This is a genomic window from Leifsonia sp. TF02-11, from assembly GCF_017565305.1.
In the GTDB taxonomy this organism is placed as follows: Bacteria; Actinomycetota; Actinomycetes; order Actinomycetales; family Microbacteriaceae; genus Leifsonia.
The window spans coordinates 118,408-140,315 of record NZ_JAGEKP010000010.1; the positions used below are offsets into that span (position 1 = coordinate 118,408).

The 21,908-nt window shown below is 70.6% G+C and carries 23 protein-coding genes and 1 pseudogene; 10 read left to right on the top strand and 14 right to left on the bottom strand.

Annotation, left to right across the window (positions count from 1 at the left end; genetic code table 11):
- Positions 1 to 3: 3 nt before the first annotated feature.
- Positions 4 to 876 carry an SDR family oxidoreductase gene (locus JNB50_RS14690; RefSeq protein ID WP_208040927.1) on the bottom strand — a complete coding sequence of 291 codons (873 nt, stop codon included), beginning with the start codon at positions 874 to 876 and terminating at the stop codon, positions 4 to 6.
- Positions 877 to 973: 97 nt separating this feature from the next.
- Here JNB50_RS14690 and JNB50_RS25110 point away from each other — a divergent pair.
- Positions 974 to 1,333, top strand: a pseudogene (locus tag JNB50_RS25110) (winged helix-turn-helix transcriptional regulator); the annotation flags it as partial.
- Positions 1,328 to 2,167 (top strand): PP2C family serine/threonine-protein phosphatase, encoded by an 840-nt coding sequence (locus JNB50_RS14695; protein WP_374222267.1) that lies wholly within the window; start codon positions 1,328 to 1,330, stop codon positions 2,165 to 2,167. The pseudogene JNB50_RS25110 and the gene JNB50_RS14695, both read left to right, overlap by 6 nt.
- 63 nt (positions 2,168 to 2,230) lie before the next feature.
- Here JNB50_RS14695 and JNB50_RS14700 read toward each other — a convergent pair whose 3' ends face one another.
- Entirely contained in the window at positions 2,231 to 3,277 is a 1,047-nt protein-coding gene (locus tag JNB50_RS14700; protein WP_208041031.1) for a 4-hydroxy-3-methylbut-2-enyl diphosphate reductase, read from the bottom strand.
- Positions 3,278 to 3,392: 115 nt separating this feature from the next.
- Between JNB50_RS14700 and xseA the strand changes: the two genes are divergently transcribed.
- Genes xseA through JNB50_RS14725 form a run of 5 tightly spaced genes read left to right on the top strand, consistent with a single transcriptional unit; the run spans position 3,393 to position 7,713 of the window.
- Positions 3,393 to 4,697, top strand: a complete 1,305-nt coding sequence (gene xseA / locus JNB50_RS14705) for an exodeoxyribonuclease VII large subunit (protein ID WP_208041032.1) — start codon at positions 3,393 to 3,395, stop codon at positions 4,695 to 4,697.
- Between the two features lie 10 nt (positions 4,698 to 4,707).
- Positions 4,708 to 4,941, top strand: a complete 234-nt coding sequence (locus JNB50_RS14710) for an exodeoxyribonuclease VII small subunit (RefSeq protein ID WP_374113141.1) — start codon at positions 4,708 to 4,710, stop codon at positions 4,939 to 4,941.
- Complete coding sequence (locus tag JNB50_RS14715; protein ID WP_208040931.1) at positions 4,938 to 5,606, top strand: DUF4245 domain-containing protein; 669 nt, start codon at positions 4,938 to 4,940, stop codon at positions 5,604 to 5,606. Before JNB50_RS14710 ends, JNB50_RS14715 begins: the two co-directional genes overlap by 4 nt.
- Positions 5,607 to 6,275, top strand: a complete 669-nt coding sequence (locus JNB50_RS14720; RefSeq protein WP_208040933.1) for a carbonic anhydrase — start codon at positions 5,607 to 5,609, stop codon at positions 6,273 to 6,275.
- 31 nt (positions 6,276 to 6,306) lie between these two features.
- The gene (locus JNB50_RS14725) at positions 6,307 to 7,713 is read left to right on the top strand and encodes a class II fumarate hydratase (protein ID WP_208040935.1); all 1,407 of its coding nucleotides are present in this window, start codon (positions 6,307 to 6,309) and stop codon (positions 7,711 to 7,713) included.
- Between the two features lie 89 nt (positions 7,714 to 7,802).
- On the opposite strand, the gene JNB50_RS14730 is transcribed toward JNB50_RS14725, so the two are convergent.
- The 4 genes from JNB50_RS14730 to JNB50_RS14745 form a co-directional block, all read right to left on the bottom strand.
- Entirely contained in the window at positions 7,803 to 8,408 is a 606-nt protein-coding gene (locus tag JNB50_RS14730; RefSeq protein ID WP_208040937.1) for a prepilin peptidase, read from the bottom strand.
- 126 nt (positions 8,409 to 8,534) lie between these two features.
- Positions 8,535 to 9,878, bottom strand: a complete 1,344-nt coding sequence (locus tag JNB50_RS14735; protein WP_307794730.1) for a PhoH family protein — start codon at positions 9,876 to 9,878, stop codon at positions 8,535 to 8,537.
- A 217-nt stretch (positions 9,879 to 10,095) separates the two neighbouring features.
- Positions 10,096 to 11,214, bottom strand: coding sequence for an aminotransferase class V-fold PLP-dependent enzyme (locus JNB50_RS14740; RefSeq protein ID WP_208040939.1), 1,119 nt, complete (start codon positions 11,212 to 11,214; stop codon positions 10,096 to 10,098).
- A gap of 108 nt (positions 11,215 to 11,322) precedes the next feature.
- Entirely contained in the window at positions 11,323 to 12,117 is a 795-nt protein-coding gene (locus JNB50_RS14745) for an isoprenyl transferase (protein WP_208040941.1), read from the bottom strand.
- Positions 12,118 to 12,189: 72 nt separating this feature from the next.
- On the opposite strand from JNB50_RS14745, the gene JNB50_RS14750 reads away from it, so the two are divergent.
- A complete protein-coding gene (locus tag JNB50_RS14750) occupies positions 12,190 to 12,993 on the top strand; it encodes a hemolysin III family protein (protein WP_208040943.1) in 804 nt (267 codons plus the stop codon).
- 24 nt (positions 12,994 to 13,017) lie between these two features.
- On the opposite strand, the gene JNB50_RS14755 is transcribed toward JNB50_RS14750, so the two are convergent.
- Positions 13,018 to 13,284, bottom strand: coding sequence for a hypothetical protein (locus JNB50_RS14755; RefSeq protein ID WP_208040945.1), 267 nt, complete (start codon positions 13,282 to 13,284; stop codon positions 13,018 to 13,020).
- A 135-nt stretch (positions 13,285 to 13,419) separates the two neighbouring features.
- Between JNB50_RS14755 and JNB50_RS14760 the strand changes: the two genes are divergently transcribed.
- Entirely contained in the window at positions 13,420 to 13,896 is a 477-nt protein-coding gene (locus tag JNB50_RS14760) for a DUF4307 domain-containing protein (protein ID WP_208040946.1), read from the top strand.
- Positions 13,897 to 14,020: 124 nt separating this feature from the next.
- Entirely contained in the window at positions 14,021 to 14,512 is a 492-nt protein-coding gene (gene greA / locus JNB50_RS14765; RefSeq protein ID WP_208040947.1) for a transcription elongation factor GreA, read from the top strand.
- Positions 14,513 to 14,600: 88 nt separating this feature from the next.
- Here greA and ilvA read toward each other — a convergent pair whose 3' ends face one another.
- From ilvA to JNB50_RS14800, 7 genes are all read right to left on the bottom strand, one after another.
- The gene (ilvA, locus tag JNB50_RS14770; protein ID WP_208040948.1) at positions 14,601 to 15,866 is read right to left on the bottom strand and encodes a threonine ammonia-lyase; all 1,266 of its coding nucleotides are present in this window, start codon (positions 15,864 to 15,866) and stop codon (positions 14,601 to 14,603) included.
- A 56-nt stretch (positions 15,867 to 15,922) separates the two neighbouring features.
- Entirely contained in the window at positions 15,923 to 17,143 is a 1,221-nt protein-coding gene (locus JNB50_RS14775; protein WP_208040949.1) for an AI-2E family transporter, read from the bottom strand.
- Between the two features lie 45 nt (positions 17,144 to 17,188).
- Positions 17,189 to 17,776 (bottom strand): hypothetical protein, encoded by a 588-nt coding sequence (locus JNB50_RS14780; RefSeq protein WP_208040950.1) that lies wholly within the window; start codon positions 17,774 to 17,776, stop codon positions 17,189 to 17,191.
- A gap of 116 nt (positions 17,777 to 17,892) precedes the next feature.
- Positions 17,893 to 18,957 carry an ABC transporter ATP-binding protein gene (locus JNB50_RS14785; RefSeq protein ID WP_208040951.1) on the bottom strand — a complete coding sequence of 355 codons (1,065 nt, stop codon included), beginning with the start codon at positions 18,955 to 18,957 and terminating at the stop codon, positions 17,893 to 17,895.
- Entirely contained in the window at positions 18,954 to 19,799 is an 846-nt protein-coding gene (locus JNB50_RS14790) for an ABC transporter permease subunit (RefSeq protein ID WP_307794731.1), read from the bottom strand. The genes JNB50_RS14785 and JNB50_RS14790 overlap by 4 nt, the downstream gene beginning before the upstream one ends.
- On the bottom strand, positions 19,796 to 20,776 hold the full coding sequence (locus tag JNB50_RS14795) for an ABC transporter permease subunit (protein WP_208040952.1): 981 nt from the start codon (positions 20,774 to 20,776) through the stop codon (positions 19,796 to 19,798). The genes JNB50_RS14790 and JNB50_RS14795 overlap by 4 nt, the downstream gene beginning before the upstream one ends.
- Positions 20,755 to 21,894, bottom strand: coding sequence for an ABC transporter substrate-binding protein (locus JNB50_RS14800; RefSeq protein WP_208040953.1), 1,140 nt, complete (start codon positions 21,892 to 21,894; stop codon positions 20,755 to 20,757). Before JNB50_RS14800 ends, JNB50_RS14795 begins: the two co-directional genes overlap by 22 nt.
- Positions 21,895 to 21,908 lie beyond the last annotated feature (14 nt).

Genomic DNA, 21,908 nt, shown 5'->3' on the forward strand with positions numbered 1-21,908 from the left:
CGATCAGGCTGCGGCGCCCGTGCCCCGCGCCTCCGCCAGGCCGATGGCCAGCGGCGTGGTAGGCCGGCCGATGAGCTCGCTCAGCGTTCCGGTCACCTCGGCCAGCGCGCCGTCGCGGATGTTGCCGTCGAGGGCGACGACGAAGCCGGCCGTCCCCTCGTCGAGGCCCGCATCGCGCAGGGCCGCCGTGTGCTCGTCCGGCGTCACCGACCGGTAGACGACAGGGCGGCCGAGCAGCTCGCCGACCGTCGCAGCGAGGTCGTCGAACGTCCAGGCGACGTCGCCGCCCAGCTCGTAGACCGCTCCCTCGTGCCCGTCCGTGATGAGCACGACGGCCGCCGCCTCCGCGTAGTCCTTGCGGGAGGCGGACGCCACCCGACCGGCGGCGGCGCTTCCGACGAGCTCCCCCGTCGCCGCAGCGGTGTCGACCTGGCCGACGTAGTTCTCGGTGTACCAGTTGTTGCGCAGCACCGTCACCGGGAGGCCGGAGGCCGCCAGGAGCTGCTCGGTCTCGGCGTGCTCGGGGGCGAGGATGAGGTCGGTGTCGGTCGCGCGCGGAGCACTCGTGTAGACGATCCGGCCGACGTTCGCGCGCGCGGCCGCCTCGATGGCGTTGCGGTGCTGCGGGATGCGCTGGCCGACCTCCGACCCGGACACCAGGAGAAGGGCGTCGGCGCCGGCGAAGGCGGCGTCGAGGGTCTCCGGCTTCTCGAAGTCGATGACGGCCGTCTGCACGCCGAGGGCGGCGAGGGGGGCCAGGCGCTCGGCGCTGCGCCCGGCGGCGCGGATCTGGGCAGCGGGGACGCCGCGCTCGAGCAGCGCATCGACAGTGAGTCGGCCGAGGTGTCCGGTTGCTCCGGTTACGACGATGGTCATGGGGGTGGTTCCTTTCGTTCGGGGTCGTCCTTCGCAACCGCTGGGAAGGCGCGATACTTCCCTGTCGGAGGTACCCACTTTTCGGTAAGTTACTGACGTGGACACCAGATTTCCGTCGTTCGAGGCCCTCGGCTTCACGGACGGCGTGCTCCCGTCGGAGTGCCCGTCCCGCATCGTGCTGAACCATGTCACGAGCACCTGGGGCGTGCTCGTGCTCGTCGCCCTCGCCCGCAGCGACCTCCGCTGGGGCGAACTGCGGCGCACCGTGCAGGGCATCAGCGAGAAGATGCTCGCGCAGACGCTGCGGACCCTCGAGAAGGACGGCTTCGTCCTGCGCACCGCGCAGCCCACCGTGCCGCCGCGCGTCGACTACAGCCTGACCGGCCGCGGCAGGGAGGTCACCGCCCATCTGCTCCCACTCATGCAGTGGATCGCGGGCAACGCCGACGACATCCTCACGGGCGTCCCACCCGCGCCTCCCGCTCCCCTCGGCTTCGCGACCGGCCAGGCCTCGATCAGCGGCGACTACCGTGACGGCAACGAAGACTCCTTGTACGCGTCGTCCTGGTCGGCGTTCGTCGCCGACGGTGTCGGAGGCCATGCAGCGGGCGAGGTGGCGTCGGCCACCGTCGCCATCCGGCTGGCGTCGATGCTGGATGCGACCGAGGGCCGCCTCCCCGGCGAGGAGCGTCTCCGGGAGCTCGTCGCCATCGCCAACGCCGACCTCGCGCTGCGGGTGCGGATGGACCCCGCGCTGGCGGGGATGGCGACCACGCTCGTCGGTCTGTTCTCCGGCGGGGAGGATGTGCTCGTGGCCCACACCGGCGACTCCCGCGCCTACCGGCTCCGGGACGGCGACCTGTCGCAGGTCACGGAGGACGACTCGCTGGTGCGCGAGCTGCTGGCCTCCGGCGCGATCGCCGAGGCGGAGGTCGCGGACCATCCGCTGCGTTCGGTCGTGACCCACGTGCTGGGCGGCGACCCCGAGGATGCCGCCGCGCTGCACGTGTCGGCGGAACCGCTGCGACGCGGCGACCGCTGGTTACTGGCGAGCGACGGCCTCACCGACTACGTTCCCGTCGCGGAGGTCGCAGAGACGCTGGACGCGGCGGCCACCCCGCAGGATGCCGCTGACGCCCTCGTCGCGCTGGCGTTGCGCTACCGCGCCCGCGACAATGTCTCGGTGGTGGTCGCCGATGTGGTCGAGCTCAGCGAGCCCCCGGCGTACCACCCGGCGTTCGGCGGCTCGGCCGCCGCGGATCCGGCGTCGTCCCGCGCCCTGGAGGTCTGAGGCGGGCGGGAGCGCGGCCGGAGCGCGACGCGTCGCGAGGAGGGGACGGACGGCTCGGGCGGGTCAGTGCCCCCGACCGCCGAGCGCCCGCGCATCCTGCCGGCCGGTGATGTCCTTGCGGAGCTCCTTGGGCAGCGAGAACATCAGGTCCTCCTCGGCCGTCTTGACCTCCTGCACCTCGGTGTAGCCGGCGCCGGAGAGATCGGCGAGGACCTCCTGCACCAGCACTTCCGGCACGGACGCGCCGCTGGTCACCCCGACGGTCGCGACGCCCTCGAGCCACTCCTGGCGGATCTCGCTCGCGTAGTCGACACGGTAGGCCGCCCTGGCGCCGTACTCGAGCGCGACCTCCACGAGGCGCACCGAGTTGGACGAGTTCGCGGAGCCGACCACGATCACGAGGTCGGCGTCTTCCGCGACCTTCTTGATCGCGACCTGACGGTTCTGCGTCGCGTAGCAGATGTCGTCGCTCGGCGGGTCCTGGAGGTTGGGGAACCGCTCGCGGAGCCGGCGCACGGTCTCCATGGTCTCGTCGACCGACAGCGTCGTCTGCGACAGCCAGACCACCTTGTCCGGGTCTTTCACCTCGATGCGGTCGACGTCGTCGGGTCCGTTCACGAGCGTGACGTGGTCGGGCGCCTCCCCCGCGGTGCCTTCGACCTCCTCGTGGCCCTCGTGACCGATGAGGAGGATCTCGTAGTCGTCGCGGGCGAAGCGCACGGCCTCGCGGTGCACCTTGGTGACCAGGGGGCAGGTGGCGTCGATCGCGAGGAGGCCGCGGTCTGCCGCGGCGTTGACGACGGCGGGCGACACCCCGTGCGCGGAGAACACGACGTGCGCGCCGGTGGGCACCTCGTCGACCTCGTCGACGAAGATCGCGCCCTGCTGCTCGAGCTCGGAGACGACGTGCACGTTGTGCACGATCTGCTTGCGCACGTAGACGGGCGCGCCGTAGTGCTCGAGCGCCTTCTCGACGGCCACGACGGCGCGGTCGACGCCGGCGCAGTACCCGCGCGGGGCGGCCAGCAGCACGCGCTTGTGTCCCTGGACCGGGATATCCTGAAGCCGCCCGCGCGCACCGGTGTCCCGCTTGACGGGGATCCGGGGCATGGGGAGGCTGATGGTCGCGTCGCTCACTCCTCGATCGTACGCGGAGCGCGCTGAAGAACGAATGGGAGGCCGGGTGGCACAGGTCGCAGGCAGCACGCCGACGAACACGCCGACGATGACGCCAGGGCCGCCGACCCTCGACGCCCCGTGGCCGGTCGCACTGCTCGCCGACCGCATCCGCGGCTGGATCGACCGCCTCGGCACCGCTTGGGTGGAGGGCGAGATCACCCAGTGGGGCGTCTCGGGCGGCAACGTCTACGGCAAGCTCAAAGACCTGCGCGAAGACGCGACGATCTCGTTCACGATCTGGTCGTCGGTGCGCGCCCGCATCCCCGCGGATCTCAAGCAAGGCGACCGGGTCATCGCCGCCGTCAAGCCCAACTACTGGGTCAAGGGCGGCAGCCTCACCATGCAGGTCTCCGACATGCGCCACGTCGGCCTCGGCGACCTGCTCGAGAGGCTCGAGCGGCTGCGCGCGCAGCTGACGGCCGAGGGGCTGTTCGCGGCGGATCGCAAGAAGCGCCTCCCGTTCCTCCCGCACACCATCGGGCTGGTCACCGGAAAGGACTCCGACGCAGAGAAGGACGTGCTCCGCAACGCGCAGCTGCGCTGGCCGCAGGTGCGGTTCCGCGTGGTCCACGCCGCGGTGCAAGGCGACAGGACGCCGACGGAGGTCGTCGCGGCGATCCGCACGCTCGACGCCGATCCCGACGTCGAGGTCATCATCGTGGCGCGCGGCGGCGGCGACTTCCAGAACCTGCTGGGCTTCAGCGACGAGCGGGTGGTGCGCGCCGCGGCAGAGGCCGGCACCCCGATCGTGAGCGCCATCGGCCACGAGGCCGACCGCCCGCTGCTCGACGACGTGGCCGACCTGCGCGCCTCCACGCCCACCGACGCCGCCAAGCGCGTCGTGCCCGATGTCGCGGAAGAGCTCGCCCGCGTGCAGCAGGCGCGTGCCCGCATCGGGATGCAGCTCACGCACCTGCTGAACCACGAGATCGACCGCATCGGACATCTGCGCACGCGCCCCGCGCTCGCGTCGTCGGGCTGGATCATCGACTCGCGCGCCCAGGAACTCACCCGGCAGGTCGCCCGCGGCGCCGAGCTCGTGGAGCGGCTGGCCGATCGCGAGACCACGCGCATCGCCGACCTGCGTGGCCGGCTGCGCGCGCTGTCCCCGCAGGGCACGCTCGACCGCGGGTACGCGATCGTGCAGAACGCCGCCGGCCACGTCGTCGGTTCGCCGGGCGAGGCACCGGAGGGCGCCGTGCTGCGCGTCACCGTCGCCGGAGGCGCGTTCGCCGCGACGGCGGGCGAACGGCTGGCATCGCCTGCGACGGAGGGGCACGGCGAGCGGGCGGACGATCGACGAGCGGCACCGACCGGGACCGATCCAGCGGCCGCCCAGCGAGACAAATAGAATGGGGACCATGCCCACCTCCGAGATCAGCGCGCTCACCTATGAGGAAGCGCGTGACGAGCTCATCCGCGTCGTCGGTGAGCTGGAGCAGGGCTCCATCACGCTCGAAGAGTCGATCGCGCTCTGGGAGCGCGGCGAGGCGCTGGCCCGCCACTGCGAGGAGTGGCTGATCGGAGCGAAGGCGCGGCTCGACGCCGCACGCGCCGGCGCAGTCGCGGAGGCGTCGGGAGCGCCCGGCGAATGAGCCCTCGCACCAAGCCCCCGGCGGTCGTGGCCGAGCTCGGGCGTCCGGAGACGCCGGAGGAGACGGCGGCGCGCAAGGCGCAGAACTCGGCGAACCATCGCAACCGGCAGACGGTCAACAACCTCGTCTACTCGCTCATCGCGACGGTGGCGCTGGTCGTCGTGATCGTCCTGATCGTGCCGCGCGGCAACCCGACGGCATCGGCTCCGCCGGTCGACTACGCGGCCGTCGCGCAGCAGGCACAGGGCAGTGAGCCCGACCGCCTGCTGGTGCCGGAGCTGCCGTCCGGCTGGAAGTCCAACAGCGCGGAGCTGCGCACGAAGACCTCCGACAAGGTCGACGCCTGGTACATCGGCCTCCTGACGCCCAAGGGCCAGTACATCGGGATCGTCCAAGGCTTCGGCGCGAACGACAGCTGGGTCGCCGACCAGGTGAACCGCGCACGGATCTCCGGCACCCGCGACATCGGCGGCGTGAAGTGGGACGTCTACGACAATCGCGCGGGCTCCGACGTGGGCAACGTCGCGTACGCCCTGGTCGCGACCGCCGGCACGAGCACGGTCGTCGTCTTCGGCACCGCGAGCGACGACGAGTTCACGACGGTCGCCTCGTCACTGGCCGGCCAACTGCACGACCTCGGATCCCCGACCCCAGGAGGTAAGTAGATGCCGACGACCCGCCCGGGCCGCGTCTGGAAAGAGCTGCTGGCCGGCAACGAACGCTTCGTGTCCGGCACGCCGCAGCACCCGCGGCAAGACGTGGAGCGCAGGGAGACGTTGGCCCAGGGGCAGAACCCGGTCGCCGCCATCTTCGGCTGCGCCGACTCGCGCCTCGCGGCCGAGATCATCTTCGACCTCGGGCTCGGCGACGCCTTCGTGGTGCGCAACGCCGGCCAGGTGGCCTCGGACTCGGCGATCGCCTCGCTCGAATACGCCGTCGCCGTGCTGAACGTCCCGCTCATCCTGGTGCTCGGCCACGACGCGTGCGGGGCGGTCGCATCCGCCATCGCGTCCCAGGCCGCCGACGCCGATCCGCTGCCCCCGCACATCGCGCAGCTCATCGCGCCGATCCTGCCCGCGGTGCACCGCGTCGCCGGAACGCCGGCCGACCAGCCCGTCGTCCCGTCCGACGTCGACGCGTCCGAGGTCGGCAAGGAACACCTGCGCGACACCGTGGGCGAGCTGCTGGCGCGCTCGGAGATCCTCAGCGACGCCGTCGCCGCGAACCTCCTCGCCATCGTCGGGGCGAACTACCGTCTCCAAGAAGGTCGGGTCGTTCCCGACGCCGTCGTCGGTATGGCCGAACCGGTCGCCGACTCATCGCACGGGCGCTGACGCGCCCGAGCCCAGAAAGGACAAACACACCGTGGTGGACACCCAGGCGGGTACCGATTACCGCATCGAGCACGACACGATGGGCGAGGTGCGGGTTCCCGCAGCCGCACTCTACGGCGCGCAGACGCAGCGCGCGGTCGAGAACTTCCCGATCTCGGGTTCGGTGCTCGAGCCGGCTCAGATCGCTGCGCTCGCCCGCATCAAGAAGTCGGCCGCGCTCGCCAACGCGCGCCTCGGCGTCCTCGACGCCGATGTCGCAGAGGCCATCGCCGCCGCCGCGGACGAAGTCGTCAGCGGCGCGCACAACGGGGACTTCCCGATCGACGTGTACCAGACCGGTTCCGGCACGTCGTCGAACATGAACATGAACGAGGTGCTGGCGACGCTGGCCACCCGCCGGCTGGGCCGTCCGGTGCACCCGAACGATCAGGTCAACGCGTCGCAGTCGTCGAACGACGTCTTCCCGACCTCCGTGCACATCGCCGTCACGGGTGCGCTGATCGACGACCTCATCCCCGCGCTCGACCACCTCGCGGTTGCGCTCGAGGAGAAGGCGGAGCTGTGGGCCACCGCTGTCAAGTCGGGCCGCACCCACCTGATGGACGCCACCCCGGTCACGCTCGGCCAGGAGTTCGGCGGCTACGCCGCGCAGATCCGTTACGGCATCGAGCGCGTGCAGGCGGCGCTGACGCGCGTCGCCGAGGTCCCGCTCGGCGGAACGGCCGTCGGAACCGGCATCAACACCCCGCTCGGCTTCCCGCAGCTCGTGATCGAGCTGCTGACCGCCGAGACCGAGCTGCCGATCACCGAGGCCCGCAACCACTTCGAGGCGCAGGCCAACCGCGACGCCCTGGTGGAGGCCTCCGGCGCCCTGCGCACGATCGCCGTCAGTCTGACCAAGATCTGCAACGACCTCCGCTGGATGGGCTCCGGCCCCAACACGGGCCTCGGCGAGCTGCACATCCCCGACCTGCAGCCGGGATCGTCGATCATGCCGGGCAAGGTCAACCCCGTCATCCCGGAGGCCGTGCTGATGGTCGCCGCCCGTGTCGTCGGCAACGACGCCACCATCGCCTGGAGCGGTGCCTCCGGCCTCTTCGAGCTCAACGTGGCGATCCCGGTCATGGGAACCGCCCTGCTGGAGTCGATCCGCCTGCTGACGCAGGCCAGCCGGGTGCTCGCCGACAAGACGATCACCGGCCTCGAGGCCAACCTCGACCGCGCCCGCGCGTTCGCCGAGTCGAGCCCGTCGATCGTGACGCCGCTCAACCGGGTCATCGGCTACGAGGCCGCGGCCAAGGTCGCCAAGCACGCTGTGGCGCAGGGAATGACCGTGCGGGAGGCCGTGATCGACCTCGGCTTCGTCGACCGCGGAGAGGTCACCGAGGAGCAGCTCGACTCGGCACTCGACGTGCTGAGCATGACCCACCCGGGCTGACCCCTGGCCGGTGGCGCTCACAGCGCCGCCCACGGACCGTCCTAACGAGGCGCCCCTCCCCTTCTGCGGGAGGGGCGCCTCGTCGCACGTCACCAGCCGAGCGCAACGGCCCAGAACACCGCGAGCAACACCGGCCCGAACGGCAGGTCGTCCGCGAGCCCCGCACCCACCGTCCTCTCCGCCCTCGCCGCACCCGTTCCTGCTCCCCGGCTTCGCACCACGATCCCCGCGGCGAGCGCCCCGAGGACGAGCGACCCGACGACCAGCGCGCCCACGGCGCCCACGACGGCGGCCGCAGGCTCCCTCTCCGGAGGCGCCCGTTCGGCCACCAGCGCGGCCAGAGCCGCCGCGAGCACGGCGGCCAGCTTGACATCGCCCATCCCGAGCCCGCCGCCGGACGCGAGCACCAGGAACGCGCCAAGCACGGCGAGCCCGCTCAGCGCGGCAGCCGCGATGACGGTGAGGCCGCCGCCACCGCTCGACGAGCTCCACGCCGCCCCCACGCCGGCGAAGGCGAAGCCCGGCAGCACCAGCGCATCCGGCAGCCGGCGCTCCCGCAGGTCGTACTGCACCAGGGCGGCCGTCACCGCGGCGATGTAGAGCGTGCCCACCGCGGCCGGCCCGGCGTCGCGTGCCCCCAGCAGTGCGACGCCCAGACCGGCCGCGAGAGCGATCCGGATCGGTGTTTCCCCCATGACCACACGCTAGGCGTGGGTCTCTGGCGGGATCACAATTCCACAGGGAATTCCTGAATCTCAGGATTCCCCACAACGAGGCGGGTTCTTTCACCCGAGCCTTCATCAAGGCTCGGTGGACACCGCTCAGGCGAGCTCGTTCCCCTCCAGCATCTCCGTCACGAGCGCGGCGATCGCGGAGCGCTCCGAGCGGGTCAAGGTGATGTGCGCGAACAGCGGGTGGCCCTTGAGCGTCTCGATCACCGAGGCGACGCCGTCGTGCCGGCCGACCCGCAGGTTGTCCCGCTGAGCGACGTCGTGCGTCAGGACGACACGCGAGTTCTGGCCGACCCGGCTCAACACGGTAAGCAGGACGTTCCGCTCCAGCGACTGCGCCTCGTCGACGATCACGAACGCGTCGTGCAGCGAGCGGCCGCGGATGTGCGTCAGCGGCAGCACCTCCAGGATGCCGCGGTCCTGCACCTCGTCCAGCACGTTCTGCGAGACCAGCGCGCCGAGGGTGTCGAACACGGCCTGGCCCCAGGGGTTCATCTTCTCGCCCTGGTCGCCGGGCAGGTAGCCGAGTTCCTGGCCGCCCACCGCGTAGAGCGGGCGGAAGACCATGATCTTCTTGTGCTGCTGGCGCTCCAGCACGGCCTCCAGCCCGGCGCACAGCGCCAGCGCCGACTTGCCCGTGCCGGCGCGACCGCCGAGCGACAGGATCCCTACCTCGGGGTCGAGCAGGAGGTCGATGGCCAACCGCTGCTCCGCGCTGCGGCCGTGCAGTCCGAACACGTCGCGGTCGCCGCGGACGAGCTTGACCTCGCCGTCGGCGACCACACGACCGAGGGCCGACCCACGGTCGGAGTGCACGATAAGACCGGTGTTCACCGGGAGGCCGTCGACGAGCGGGGTGCGCATCCACTCCTCCTCGTAGAGGTCGCTCATCTGGTCGCTGCCGAGCGAGATCTCCGCAAGCCCCGTCCAGCCGCTGTCGACGACCTGCTCGTGCCGGTACTCCTCGGCCGCCAATCCGATCGACGACGCCTTCACGCGCATCGGGAGGTCCTTGGAGACGACCGTGACGGCCAGCCCGTCGTTCGCGAGGTTCATCGCGACCGCGAGGATGCGGGAGTCGTTGTCGCCGAGCTGCATCCCGCTGGGGAGCACCGACATGTTCGAGTGGTTGAGCTCCACGCGTAGCGACCCGCCGTCACCGACCGGGATCGGGAAGTCGAGCCGCTCGTGTTGGACGCGCAGGTCGTCCAGGTTGCGCAGCGCCTGCCGCGCGAAGTACCCGATCTCCGGATCGTTCCGCTTGCCCTCCAGCTCGCTCACGACGACGACAGGGATGACGACAGCGTGCTCGGCGAACCGGAAGATCGCCTTGGGGTCGGACAGCAGCACCGACGTGTCGAGCACATACGTGCGCTCGCTCTGCCGGATGTCGCTCGATGCCGACTCGAACTGTCGGGTTCCTGATTCAGCCACGACCACTCCCACCCCGCCGCTCCGCTTCCGCAGGAGCCGGCGGATACTTTGGCGAGCCGGCCAGTGGGTTCCGAAACGAACTTGTGTGGCCGTCTCGATCGGGCGCCGTGCCCGATGAGTCGAACGTACGCCGCACCGCCGACACGAGGAGTCCCGACGACCGCGTGTCGTGTTTCGGCCAGGTGAACATTCGCCCCCAGTTGTGGGAGGCGCGGGATCAGGTGGCGGAGGCGTAGGAGGTCAGCGCCGCACGCAGCATGTCGAGCGTCTCCTCCGTCGTCCCCGCGTGCACGCTGATCCGAGCACTGGTCGCGCGGATCTTGGCCGTCACGCCGTGGTTGAACAGCGAGGCTGTGAGCACCGTGAGCTGCTCCGGCAGCGGCTCCAGCACGACGATCCCCGCACGCTCGGCGGCATTGCGCGACGACGCGACGGGCACGGCGAACTCGTCGGCCAGGTCGATCACCTGCTCGGCGAGGTCGGAGATCGCCGCGGAGATCGCCGCGACGCCGACGGCCGCGGTCTCCTCCAGCGCGGCGGCGAAGCGTGCTTCCGCCACCGGGTCGGCGTTCGAGACGGTGAACGCCGACGCGTCCCGAGCCGGGTCGACGACCTCGTCCCAGAGCTCTCCTGCGCCGGTGCCGACCCAACCACTGAAGACCGGGGTCAGGTGCTCGATCGCCCGCTCGCTGAGCGCGAGGAAGCCGGTGCCCCAGCCCGCGCGCGTCCACTTCTGGCCGCCGGAGACGACGACGTCGGCCACCTCGTACGGTGCATCCACCACGCCGAACCCCTGGATGGCGTCGACGATGAGGAGGCGATCGCCGATCACCTGCCGGATCCCGTCGATGTCGGCGAGATAGCCGGTGCGCGAGTCGACGAGACTCACCATCACAGCGCTGGTGGTGTCGGTGATCTGCTCTTTGAGCTGCGCCGGCGTGACCCGGCCGTGGTCGGTCTCGAGCCAGACCGGGGTGACGACGCGCATCGCCTGGGCGGCACGGACGGCGGCGTACGTCACGCTCGGGAACTCGCCGGCGGACAGCAGCACCTCGCCTCCGGTCAGCCCGAAGGCGGCGTGCATAAGCCCGGTGGAGGCGTTGGGCTGGAACGCGATCTGGCCTGCGGGGAAGCCGGTGAGCGCGGAGACCGCCTCCCGCACCCGCTCGTTCTCGGCGTGCATCCGCTCGATGGTGCCGAACCGTGCCTTCGCGAGCACCTCGTACTGCCCGAGCAGCTCGGCGCGCACCGCTGCCGACAGCGGCCCGACGCGCCCGTAGTCCAGGTAGCCGGGCTCCTCGCCGAATCCGGCGGCGAACTCCTCGATCGTCGTCATCCTGACCTCCGGGACCATCCTGCCTGGTGCGCGGCGGTCGCGACGAATCGGAAGCCGGCGCAACCGCTGTTCACGCCCAGGATCACCCGTGACGGGTCGACAGCGGGCTCAGGAGCCGTAGCGCCGCTGGCGCCGCGAGTAGTCGCGCATCGCGCGCAGGAAGTCGACCTGCCGCAGGTCGGGCCCGAGCGCCTCGACGAAATAGAACTCGCTGTGTGCGCTCTGCCACAGCATGAAATCGCTCAGCCGCTGCTCGCCGGAGGTGCGGATGACGAGATCCGGGTCGGGCTGGCCTCCGGTGTAGAGGTGGGCGCCGATGAGATCGGGGGTGAGAAGGTCGGCCAGCGTCTCCAGGCTGCCGCCCTCGGCGTGATGGGCCGCGACGATGCTGCGCATGGCGTCGGTGATCTCTTTGCGGCCGCCGTAGCCGACCGCCAGGTTGACATGCATCCCGGTGCGTCCCGCCGTGCGCTTCTCGGCGTCGGCGAGCGCCTGCACCAGCCGCTCGGGGAGGCCCGCCGTCGAACCCACGTGCTTGATGCGCCAGTCGCGGTAGCGCGAGAGATCGTCCGCCAGCTGGGCGATGATCTCGATCAGGTCGGTGAGCTCCGAGCTGTCGCGGTTGGTCAGGTTGTCCGACGAGAGCAGGTAGAGGGTCACCACTTCGATGCCGAGGTCGTCGCACCACTCCAGGAACTCGCGCATCTTGGCGGCGCCCGCGCGGTGGCCGTGCGCCGGCGTCGTCAGCCCGGCCTGACGCGCCCACCGCCGGTTGCCGTCGATGATCATCGCAACGTGCCGCGGCAGCGACTCCGGGCCGAGCCCGGCGAGATAGCGTCGCAGCCGTTTCTGGTACAGCCCGTAGAGCAGCCCGTTGGCCGTCTCGGAACTCCGTCTGCTCACGGAGCTACGTTAGCGCGACGCGCGAGGCACGTCTCCCAGCATCCGACCACCCGACTCCCCTACTCTTGCTCCATGACGCCGCGAAACGCCCCCGAGCCCGAGGATGTCGCCGAGCTGCTCGCCGAGCCGGCCGCCGACCTCCAGCCCGCCGACGCCGCCGTCAAGGAAGACGATTCGCGCGGCCCGGTACTACCGAACATCCCGCTGCTCGACGCCTCCCCCGCGAACCCCGCCGAGATCAAGCCGACCTGGCGCGGCTGGATCCACGCGGGCACGTTCCCGGTCGCCGTCGCGGCGGGCATCGTGCTCATCTGCCTGGCGCAGGGCGCTCCGGCCAAGTGGGCGTCGGCGGTCTTCATGCTGACGTCGATGCTGCTGTTCGGCAATTCGGCCCTCTACCACCGCTTCAACTGGAGGCCGCGCACGAAGGTCGTGCTCAAGCGCATCGACCACGCCAACATCTTCCTGCTGATCGCGGGCACCTACACGCCGCTCGCCGTGCTGGCCCTCCCACCGCAGAAGGGGATCCTGCTGCTCAGCATCGTCTGGGGAGGCGCCCTCCTCGGCATCGGCTTCCGCGTTTTCTGGATCACCGCGCCACGGTGGCTGTACGTGCCGATCTACCTGCTGCTCGGGTGGGCGGCGATGATGTACATCGTCGACCTGGTGAACGCCAACGTCGCGATGATGGTTCTGGTGTGCATCGGCGGCGTCCTCTACACGATCGGCGCCGTGATCTACGGCATCAAGCGCCCAAACCCCATACCAGGGGTCTTCGGCTTCCACGAGATCTTCCACACGCTGACGGTGCTGGCGTTCCTCTGCCACTGGACGGCCACGCTACTGATCGCGCTGCATCCCGCCTACAACGGCTGAGGCGACCGCAGAGGGAGCGGATCGTCAGGACGACGCGGACGGCCCCTGCTCGTCGTCGGGCCGGGAGCTCTGCTCCGCGTCCAACTTCTCTGCGATCTCGGCCCGGTACCGCACGCGGCGGATGCGCCGCGTCATGTCGATCACGAGCAGCACGGCGGCCACGGCGATCAGGAAGGTGACGGTGAAGCCCACGACGCCCGGCGTCACCTGGTCTTCGTTCGGGCCGGACGTCGGCGTCGGGGTCGGCGTCGCGGCCAGCCAGATGCCGGCCTTGAGCAGCAGCTCAGGCATGGGAAGGTTCGCTTTCGGTCGGGAGACGAGCAGGGTGCGAAGCGCGATTCACAGCTTCGTCTCCTAGTCTTGTCTCAGCCTACCGTCGCCCGGACGGCGGGCCTGAACACCCACCGAGAGGCGGACCGCGAAGCGATGGCACGCGAGACCCACAAGCCATCGGCGCAGCAGCCATCGGCGCAGCAGCCATCGGCACCGCAGCCCTCGGTCGCGCCCGAGTCGCCCACCCTCCAGTCCCGCTATGGCCGCACCCCCGGCCGGCGCCGCCGCGACCGCTGGCTGCTCATCGGCGGGGCACTCGGCGTCGTCGCCGTCGTGACCGCCTGGGTGTTCTGGGCCGGCTGGGACAACAACCAGGCCGATCTGGAGGCGACGGACACCGCGTACACCATCCCCGATGCGCACCACGTCGAGATCACGTTCACGATCAACACGCAGCCGGGAACACCGGTCACCTGCGCCATCCAGGCGCTCAACGACGACTACGCGATCGTGGGCTGGCGCATCGTGAGCTATCCCGCCGCCGACGCGCGTGTGACGACGCACACGGAGACGATCCGTACCATCGCGCAGAGCAACACGGGTTTGATTAACACCTGCTGGCTGACCTAACATTCTCTGGATACGCCCCGGCCGAGGCCGGGGCGTCTACTTTACCCACCGGAAGGTTCTACACACCGGCTCCGGCCGGCCATCAGCCGAAGCGGTTCACACCGCAGGCGCGAAGGAGTTCATCATGTCCCAGGAGTCTCAGGTCACCTTTCTGACCCAGGACGCGTACGACCGTCTCTCGGCCGAACTCGAGGAGCTCAGCGTCAACGGCCGTAACGAGATCGCGAAGCGCATCGAGGCGGCCCGCGAGGAGGGCGACCTCAAGGAGAACGGCGGCTACCACGCCGCCAAGGACGAGCAGGGCAAGATCGAGGCCCGCATCGTGCAGCTGACGAACCTGCTGCGCAGCGCGACCGTCGGCGAGGCGCCGGAGAGCCACGGCGTCGTGGAGCCCGGGACCGTCATCACCGCGACCATCGCCGGCGACGAGAGCGTCTTCCTGATCGGCAACCGCGAGATCGCGGCAGGCACCGACCTGCCCGTCTACAGCGAGCAGAGCCCGCTCGGCTCCGCCATCCTCGGCCTCAAGGTCGGCGACAAGACCGAGTACACCGCGCCCAACGGCCGTCAGATCGCCGTCGAGATCGCCAAGGTCGACACCTACGCCGGCCAGTAGCCGGCGAGACGGCGCCCAGCGAGTACGGCCGAATTCAGCAGAGAACCGCCGAGTACGCAGATGATCTGCGGACTCGGCGGTTTTTGCGTCAGTCCTCCTTGAGGACGGGGTCGTAGCCGGCCTGGCGGAGCGCGTGGATGACCTGCTCGCGGTGCTCGGTGCCGCGCGTCTCGACCGAGAGGTCGAGCTCGACCTGGCTGAGCTGCAGGCCGTTCCCGTGCCGGGTGTGCAGCACCTCCACGACGTTGGCGTTGACGCCGGCGAGGATCTCGGCGATCCTGGCGAGCTGGCCCGGGCGGTCGGGCAGCATGATCGTCAGGCGCAGGTAGCGGTCGGCGGCTGCGAGACCGTGCGCGATCACCCGCTGCATCAGCAACGGGTCGATGTTGCCTCCCGAGAGGATCGCGACGACCGAGCCGTCCGCGTCGGCCGGGACGAGTCCAGCGAGGATCGCCGCGACACCGGCCGCGCCGGCCGGCTCCACGACGAGCTTGGCCCGCTCCAGCAGCACCAGCAGCGCCCGCGCGATGTCGTCTTCGGTGACGGTGACGACCGCGTCGACGGCATCGCGCACGATCGCGAAGTTGAGGATTCCCGGCTTGCTCACGGCGATGCCGTCGGCGATGGTGGCGACGAGGCCGATCTCGGTCGGCTCCCCGGCCTCCAACGACGCGGGATAGGCGGCAGCGTTGGCCGCCTGCACGCCGATCACGCGGATGGTCCGGCCCTCGAGCGCGGCGCGCTGCTTGACGGCGCTCGCCACTCCGGAGATGAGCCCGCCTCCGCCGATCGGCACGACGATGGTCGACACGTCGGGCACCTCGTCGAGGATCTCGAGCCCGAGCGTGCCCTGCCCCGCGATCACGTCCGGGTGGTCGAACGGCGGGATGAAGACGGCACCGGTCTCCGCCGCGAAGTCGGCGGCGGCGCGCAGCGTCTCGTCGACGATGCTGCCGCTGAGGACCACGTCGGCGCCGTATGCCCGGGTGGCCTGGAACTTGGGGATCGCGACGCCGACCGGCATGAAGATGGTGGCGTGGATGCCCAGCTCGCGCGCGGCGAAGGCGACGCCCTGCGCGTGGTTGCCGGCCGAGGCGGCGACGACGCCGCGCTCCCGCTCCTCCGCCGTCAGCTTCGAGAGCCGGTGGTACGCGCCGCGGATCTTGTACGAGCCCGTGCGCTGCAGGTTCTCGCACTTGAGGATGACCGGCGAGCCGATCACGTCGGTGAGGTACCGGGAGGTCTCGATCGGCGTCGGCTGCGCGACCAGGCCGACGATCGCGCGCGCTGCTTCGATCTCGTCGAGGCTGGGGCCGGCGAACGGAGTGCGCGTCGATTCGGTCGCGGTGTCCACCTGCACAGCCTACTCGCGGTCATATACCGCCGGATGTATGCGAATGGCAGGGGTGCCTAGGGCCGGCGGAGCGGCCTCGGCACGGTCTCCCAGATCGCTCCGGGCGGTGCCCCTACCGGCACGGGAGGCGTGTCCCTCCATGCGCCGGAAGACACGTAGTGCACCATCACGTTGAGCACCGCGACGAACGGCACGGCGAACAGGGCGCCGGGGATGCCGGCGAGCAGCGAGCCGGCCGCGACCGCGAGGACGACCGCGAGCGGGTGCACCTTGACGGCGGTGCCCATGATGAGCGGCTGGAGGACATGACCCTCGATCTGCTGCACCAGCAGCACGACCCCGAGCATGATCAGCGCGAAGACCCAGCCTTTGAAGACGAGGGCGATGAAGACCGCGAGCGCGCCGGTGATCACGGCGCCGACGATCGGGATGAACGACCCGAGGAAGACCAGGACCGCGATCGGGATCACCAGCGGGAGGCCGAGGAAGAACGCTCCGAGCCCGATGCCGAGGGCGTCGATGGAGGCGACGAGCACCTGCACCTTGGCGAAGTTGCGGAGCGTCGTCCAGCCGGCCCGGCCTGCACCGTCGACCGCGCTCCGTGCGGACTTCGGGAAGACCCGCACGACCCAGCCCCAGATGCTGCGCCCGTCGATGAGGATGAACAGCACGCTGAACAGGGTCAGCAGTGCGCCGGTGGCCACGTGGCCCAGCGTGGAGCCGATCGAGAGGGCGCCGGAGATGAAGACCTGGCTGTCCTGCTGGAGCGACGTCCAGATGGACTGGAACGTGCTGTCGATCTGGTCGGCGGTGAGGCCGAGCGGACCGGTGGTGAGCCACGCGCGGAACTGGTCGAACGCGGCGACCGACTGGGTCTGCAGCTCGTGGCTCTGCCGGGTGACCTGCCAGATCGCGAGGTAGAAGAGACCGCCGACCACGACGATGAGCGTGACGAGGGTGGTGACGATGGCCAGCCAGGCGGGCCAGCGGTGGCGGATCAGGAAGTCCTTGAACGGCACGAGCAGCGCCGCGAGCAGGACCGCGATGAGCACGGGGATGACGATGAGCCGCAACTGCACGATCAGGAAGATCGCGACGGCGATCACCGCTCCGATGACGAGGAGGCGCCAGGACCAGGCGCCCGCGAGCCGCACCCCGCGCGGCAGTGACTCGTCGACCGTCTCGGCGGGTGCCGCAAGGTCGCGTCGCCGTCTCAGGAAGCGCGCCCTGACCGACGAGCTGGGGTCCTGCGGTGCCGGGGCGTCGCTTTCTGCCATGCCCGCCAGTCTAGGGGCGCTGCCGCGTGAATCCTGTGGACCCGCTCAGGGTTCGAAGACGAGCGGCGGATGCTCGATCCAGGTGTTGAACCATGACCACGACGGGCCGGGCGACGTCTGCTGGATCGAGGCGTAGGTCTGCTGCCCCGGCGGGACGTTCTGCAGGCCGACCACGACCGACACGTTGCCGTTCACGGTCGTGACGCCGGCTCCGGTGACGCTGCCGGATCCCGCGTAGCCGCCGACCGTGAGCGAGACCGGTCCGCTCGTCGAGACGAGGAAGGAGACGACGTAGTCCGCCGTCGCCGTCGCGCCGTAGGCGGCCGGGTCGAAGTGCACGGAGACTCCGGGACCTCCGGAGGGCACCGGGCGGAAAGTGAACGACGCGTACGGCGTTCCCGACGTGTCGGTCTGCATGATGTCGGACGCGATGAGCGTCAGGTTCGTTCGGCCTTCGCCCACGGTGTGGGTCGGGCTGATGATGTCGATGGGGAAGAAGAAGGGCGGCCAGTGCAGGATGCCGCCCGGACGGATCCGAGTGGCCACGTCACTCGGCGAGAGGGTCTTCACGAAGGATGAGGGGTCGATGGCGGCCGAGACTTCGGCGTCCGTCCCCGGGACGATGCCAGACATGAGGATAACTCTACAAGCGGGTCTCCGCGGGCGCGACCGTGCCTCCACGGATATCGAGGGGCACGCAGACGCCCCTGGCAGCGAGCGTTTCCGGGCGTGGGCGTGCCCCTCGGCCCCTATGCCGCGGGGGCTGTGGTGACGGGCGTGCCCGAGAACGCGAGGTGCACGCGCGAGCCGGGCGTCGGCACGTCGCGCGCGCCGTGCTGCACGGCCAGCTCCGAGCCGTCGGCCAGCCGCACCCGGGTGCGGCGCAGCGCGCCGAGGAAGCTGGTGGTGAGCACCTCGGCCGGCAGGCCCTCCGAAGCGAGCAGCACGTCCTCCGGGCGCACGTAGGCCGTCACCGGGCCGTCCGCGACGGTCGCGGCCAGCGGCACGACCTGGCCGAACACGGTCAGGACACCGGCCGAGACGGTGCCGGGCAGCCGGTTCGTGAGGCCGACGAACTCGGCGACGAACGCCGTCGCTGGCCGGTGGTACAGCTCCTCCGGGGTGCCGATCTGCTCGATCGCGCCGGCCCGCATGACGGCGACGCGGTCGGCGACCGCGAGCGCCTCCTCCTGGTCGTGCGTGACGAAGAACGTCGTGATGCCGAGCTCGGTCTGGATGCGGCGGATCTCCTCCCGCAGCTGCACGCGGACCTTCGCGTCGAGCGCCGAGAGCGGCTCGTCGAGGAGCAGCACGCGCGGCTCCGTCACCAGGGCGCGCGCCAGCGCGACGCGCTGCTGCTGGCCGCCGGACAGCTGGTGGGCGTACCGGTCGGCGTGATGGTCGAGCCCGACGAGCTCGAGGGCCTCCACCGCCCGGCGACGGCGTTCGCCGGCCGCCACCTTGCGCATCCGCAGCCCGAACTCCACGTTCTGGCCCGACGTCAGGTGCGGGAAGAGCGAGTACGACTGGAACACCATCCCGAGGTCGCGCCGGTTGGTCGGCTCGTCGGTGACGTCGCGGTCGTCGATCAGGATGCGGCCGGCGTCGACGCGCTCCAGCCCGGCGAGCGAGCGCAACGCGGTCGTCTTGCCGCACCCGGACGGGCCGAGGAGCGCGATGAACTCCCCCGGCGCCGCCCGCAGCGAGAACCCGGCGAGCCCGGCGCCCCCTCCGAAGTCGCGCACCACCCCGTCGAGCTCGACGGTGGAGCCGACGCGGGCGGCGACGGCGGGGGAATCGGCGAGAACGGTCATGAGGAGCCCTTCAGGAGGCGACGGTCCGGCGGAACGCGGCGCGTGCGTCGGCGGGCGCTGACGACGCGGTCCACGACCACGAGGAGGACGAAGGCGAACACCAGCGCCAGCAGGGCGAAGATGACCGCGACGAACGGATCGGACTGCGAGACCAACAGCAGGGAGGTCTGCAGGTTCACCCGGCTGAGCAGCGAGGCGATCGTGAACTCGCCGAGCACCACGGCGATCGACAGAGCGGAGGCGGCGAGGATGCCGCGCCGCAGGTTCGGCACGAGCACCCGCCAGAAGGCGGTCCCCCAGCCGGCGCCGAGCGAGCGAGCCGCTTCGCTCAGCGTCACCATGTCGATGGCCGTGACGTTGCTCTGGATGGCCCGGTAGGCGTACGGCAGCACGGTGATGCCGTAGGCGAAGGCGAGCGTCCAGGCGCCGGACCCGAAGATCTGCGTGACCACGGCGTAGGTCGGAGCGAGCCCGACGACCATGACGATGGCCGGGATCATGATCGGCAGCAGGCACACGGCCTCCAGCAGCCGGCGCAGCTTGGCGAAGCGCAGCTCGACGAGCACGATCGTCGGCAGCAGCACCAGCAGCACGATCGCGACGGTGACGACCGCCAGCACGAGCGAGTTGCCGAGTCCCTGGTAGACGCGGTCGTAGCGCGTCGTGCCACCGCCGAACACGGCGATCCAGCGGTCGAAGCTGTACACGCCCGGCTTGGCCGTGCGGAGGGTGAACTCGAGCATCGAGAACAACGGGATCAGGAAGAACGCGCCGAGCACCACCCAGATCACCGTGCGGACGACGGGCCCGGGGCCGAGGCGCAGAGGGGTCGCCCGGCTCACCGCTGCCACCTCGCGGTGCGGCGGACGAGAGCGGAGTAGGCCAGCATCACCACGACCATCACGACGAGCATCCCGAGTGCCATCGCGCCGGCCAGGTTCGCTCGGCCCAGGACGGTCTCCGAGATCAGCGCCTGGCGGATCTGCAGCGACACGATGTTGTTCGCCTGGCCGACGAGCGCTGCCGCCGTCGCGTACGACGAGAACGCATTGGCGAACAGCAGCAGGAGGCTGCCGAGGAAAGACGGCAGCAGGATCGGGCCGCCGACGCGCGTCCAGTAGGTCCAGCGCGTGCCGCCCAGAGTCGCCGTCGCCTCCAGCCACTGCGGGCGCAGGCCCTCCAGCGCGGGCAGGAAGGTGATGACCATGAGCGGGATCTGGAAGTAGAGGTACGGCAGGATCAGGCCGGGGACCGTGTAGAGCCAGACGCCGTTGGCGTAGATGTTGATGTGGAAGGTGTTGCGCAGCAGCACCGTCACCAGACCCTGCGCGCCGATCGTCGCGATGAACGCGAAGGCCAGCATGACGCCGCCGAACTGCGCGAGCACGCTGCTGGCCGAGTCGACGAGCGAGCGGGTCGTCCCGCCGGGGCGCGAGTGCAGCATGGCGAAGCAGAGCGCGGCTCCCGCCACGGCACCGACGATGGCGGTGACGGCGGAGAGCCAGAACGCACCGAAGAACGATCCGGCGATGGCGGGCTCCGCGAGCCCGGAGAGATTGGACCACGTGAACCGGCCCTCGCCGTCGACGAAACCGCTGCCGACCGCCACGAGGGTGGGCACGGCGAGGAAGACGACGACGTAGAAGGCGAACGGGGTGAGGCCGAGCACGGCGGCGACGCCACCGCGGCGCCGGCGCTTCGACCGGGAGGTGCCCGCCGACGACGGCTGCCGCCGGGAGTCACGCGAGGTGACCCCGGCGGCAGCGTCGGCCGCGGGTGCGGCGATGGTCTCGGTCATCAGCCGACTGCGTTGGCCCACTTGGCGTTCAGGAGCGTTCCCGCGTCGGTGGCCTGCTTGTCCGTCATGACGGCCACCTTGTCGAGCTTGCCGGGGAAGTCCTTGGTGTCGAGGGTGCCGGCCTTCTCCATGGCGTCGACGCGGGCCGGGTAGGCGCCGCCCTTCAGCCAGGCGTTCTGAGCGGCGTCGCTGTAGAGGTACTCCTCCCACAGGCGAGCGGCCGCCGGGTGCGGGGCGTCCTTGTTGATGGCCTGGTTGTAGTAGCCGACGTACGCGGTGCCGGGCAGGACGACGTACTTCCAGTCGATGCCGCCGGACTTGATGGTGTCGGAGGTCGCGTAGCCCTTCTGGTTGAACGACCAGTCGAGCAGCACGGGGGTCTCACCCGAGGCGATGGTGTTCGGCTTGCCGTCGGCGGCGTTCCAGTTGCCCGCTGCCTTGAGCTTGGTGAACCAGTCGATGCCCGGGGTCAGGTCGTCGAGCGTCCCGCCGTTCTGCAGGTCGGCGTACGCCACGGCACCGGCGGCGGCAGCGGCCTGGGTCGGGTTGCCGTTGAGCGCGACGGCGCCCTTGAACTCCGGCTTCAGCAGGTCGGAGAACGACTTCGGCGGGGTCTTGATCTTGTTCGCGTCGTAGCCGACCGACATGACGCCGTAGTAGCCGACCTTCCAGAGGCCGTCCTTCTCCTTCTGGGCGTCGGGGATGTCGGCGAAGCCGGTGGGCTTGTACGGCGCGAAGTACTGGGTGTTCGCGAGCGCGACCGACGAGCCGATGTCGAAGGTGTCGGGGGCGGTGTCCTGGCCCTTGAGCTTCTTCGCGGCGTCGATCTCCTCCTGGCTGGAGGCCGAGTCCTGGCTCGGGTTGATGGTGATGCCGTACTTCTTGGTGAAGCCGTCGAAGATCTCCTGGTAGTTGGCCCAGTCGCCGGGAGTGGCGATGATGTTGAGGCTGCCCTCCTTCTTGGCGGCGGCGACCAGGGCGTCCATCCCGCCGGCCGACGCGACGTCGGTGGCAGTGGCGACCTTGCTGGCGTCTGCTGTGCTGCTCGCGCCGGCGCCGCTCGAGCAGGCGGCCAACGAGAGGGCGACGACGGTCGCTGCGGCGGCGAGGCCGGCGACGCGAGCGCGCTTGTTGATCACGGAATATCCTCCAG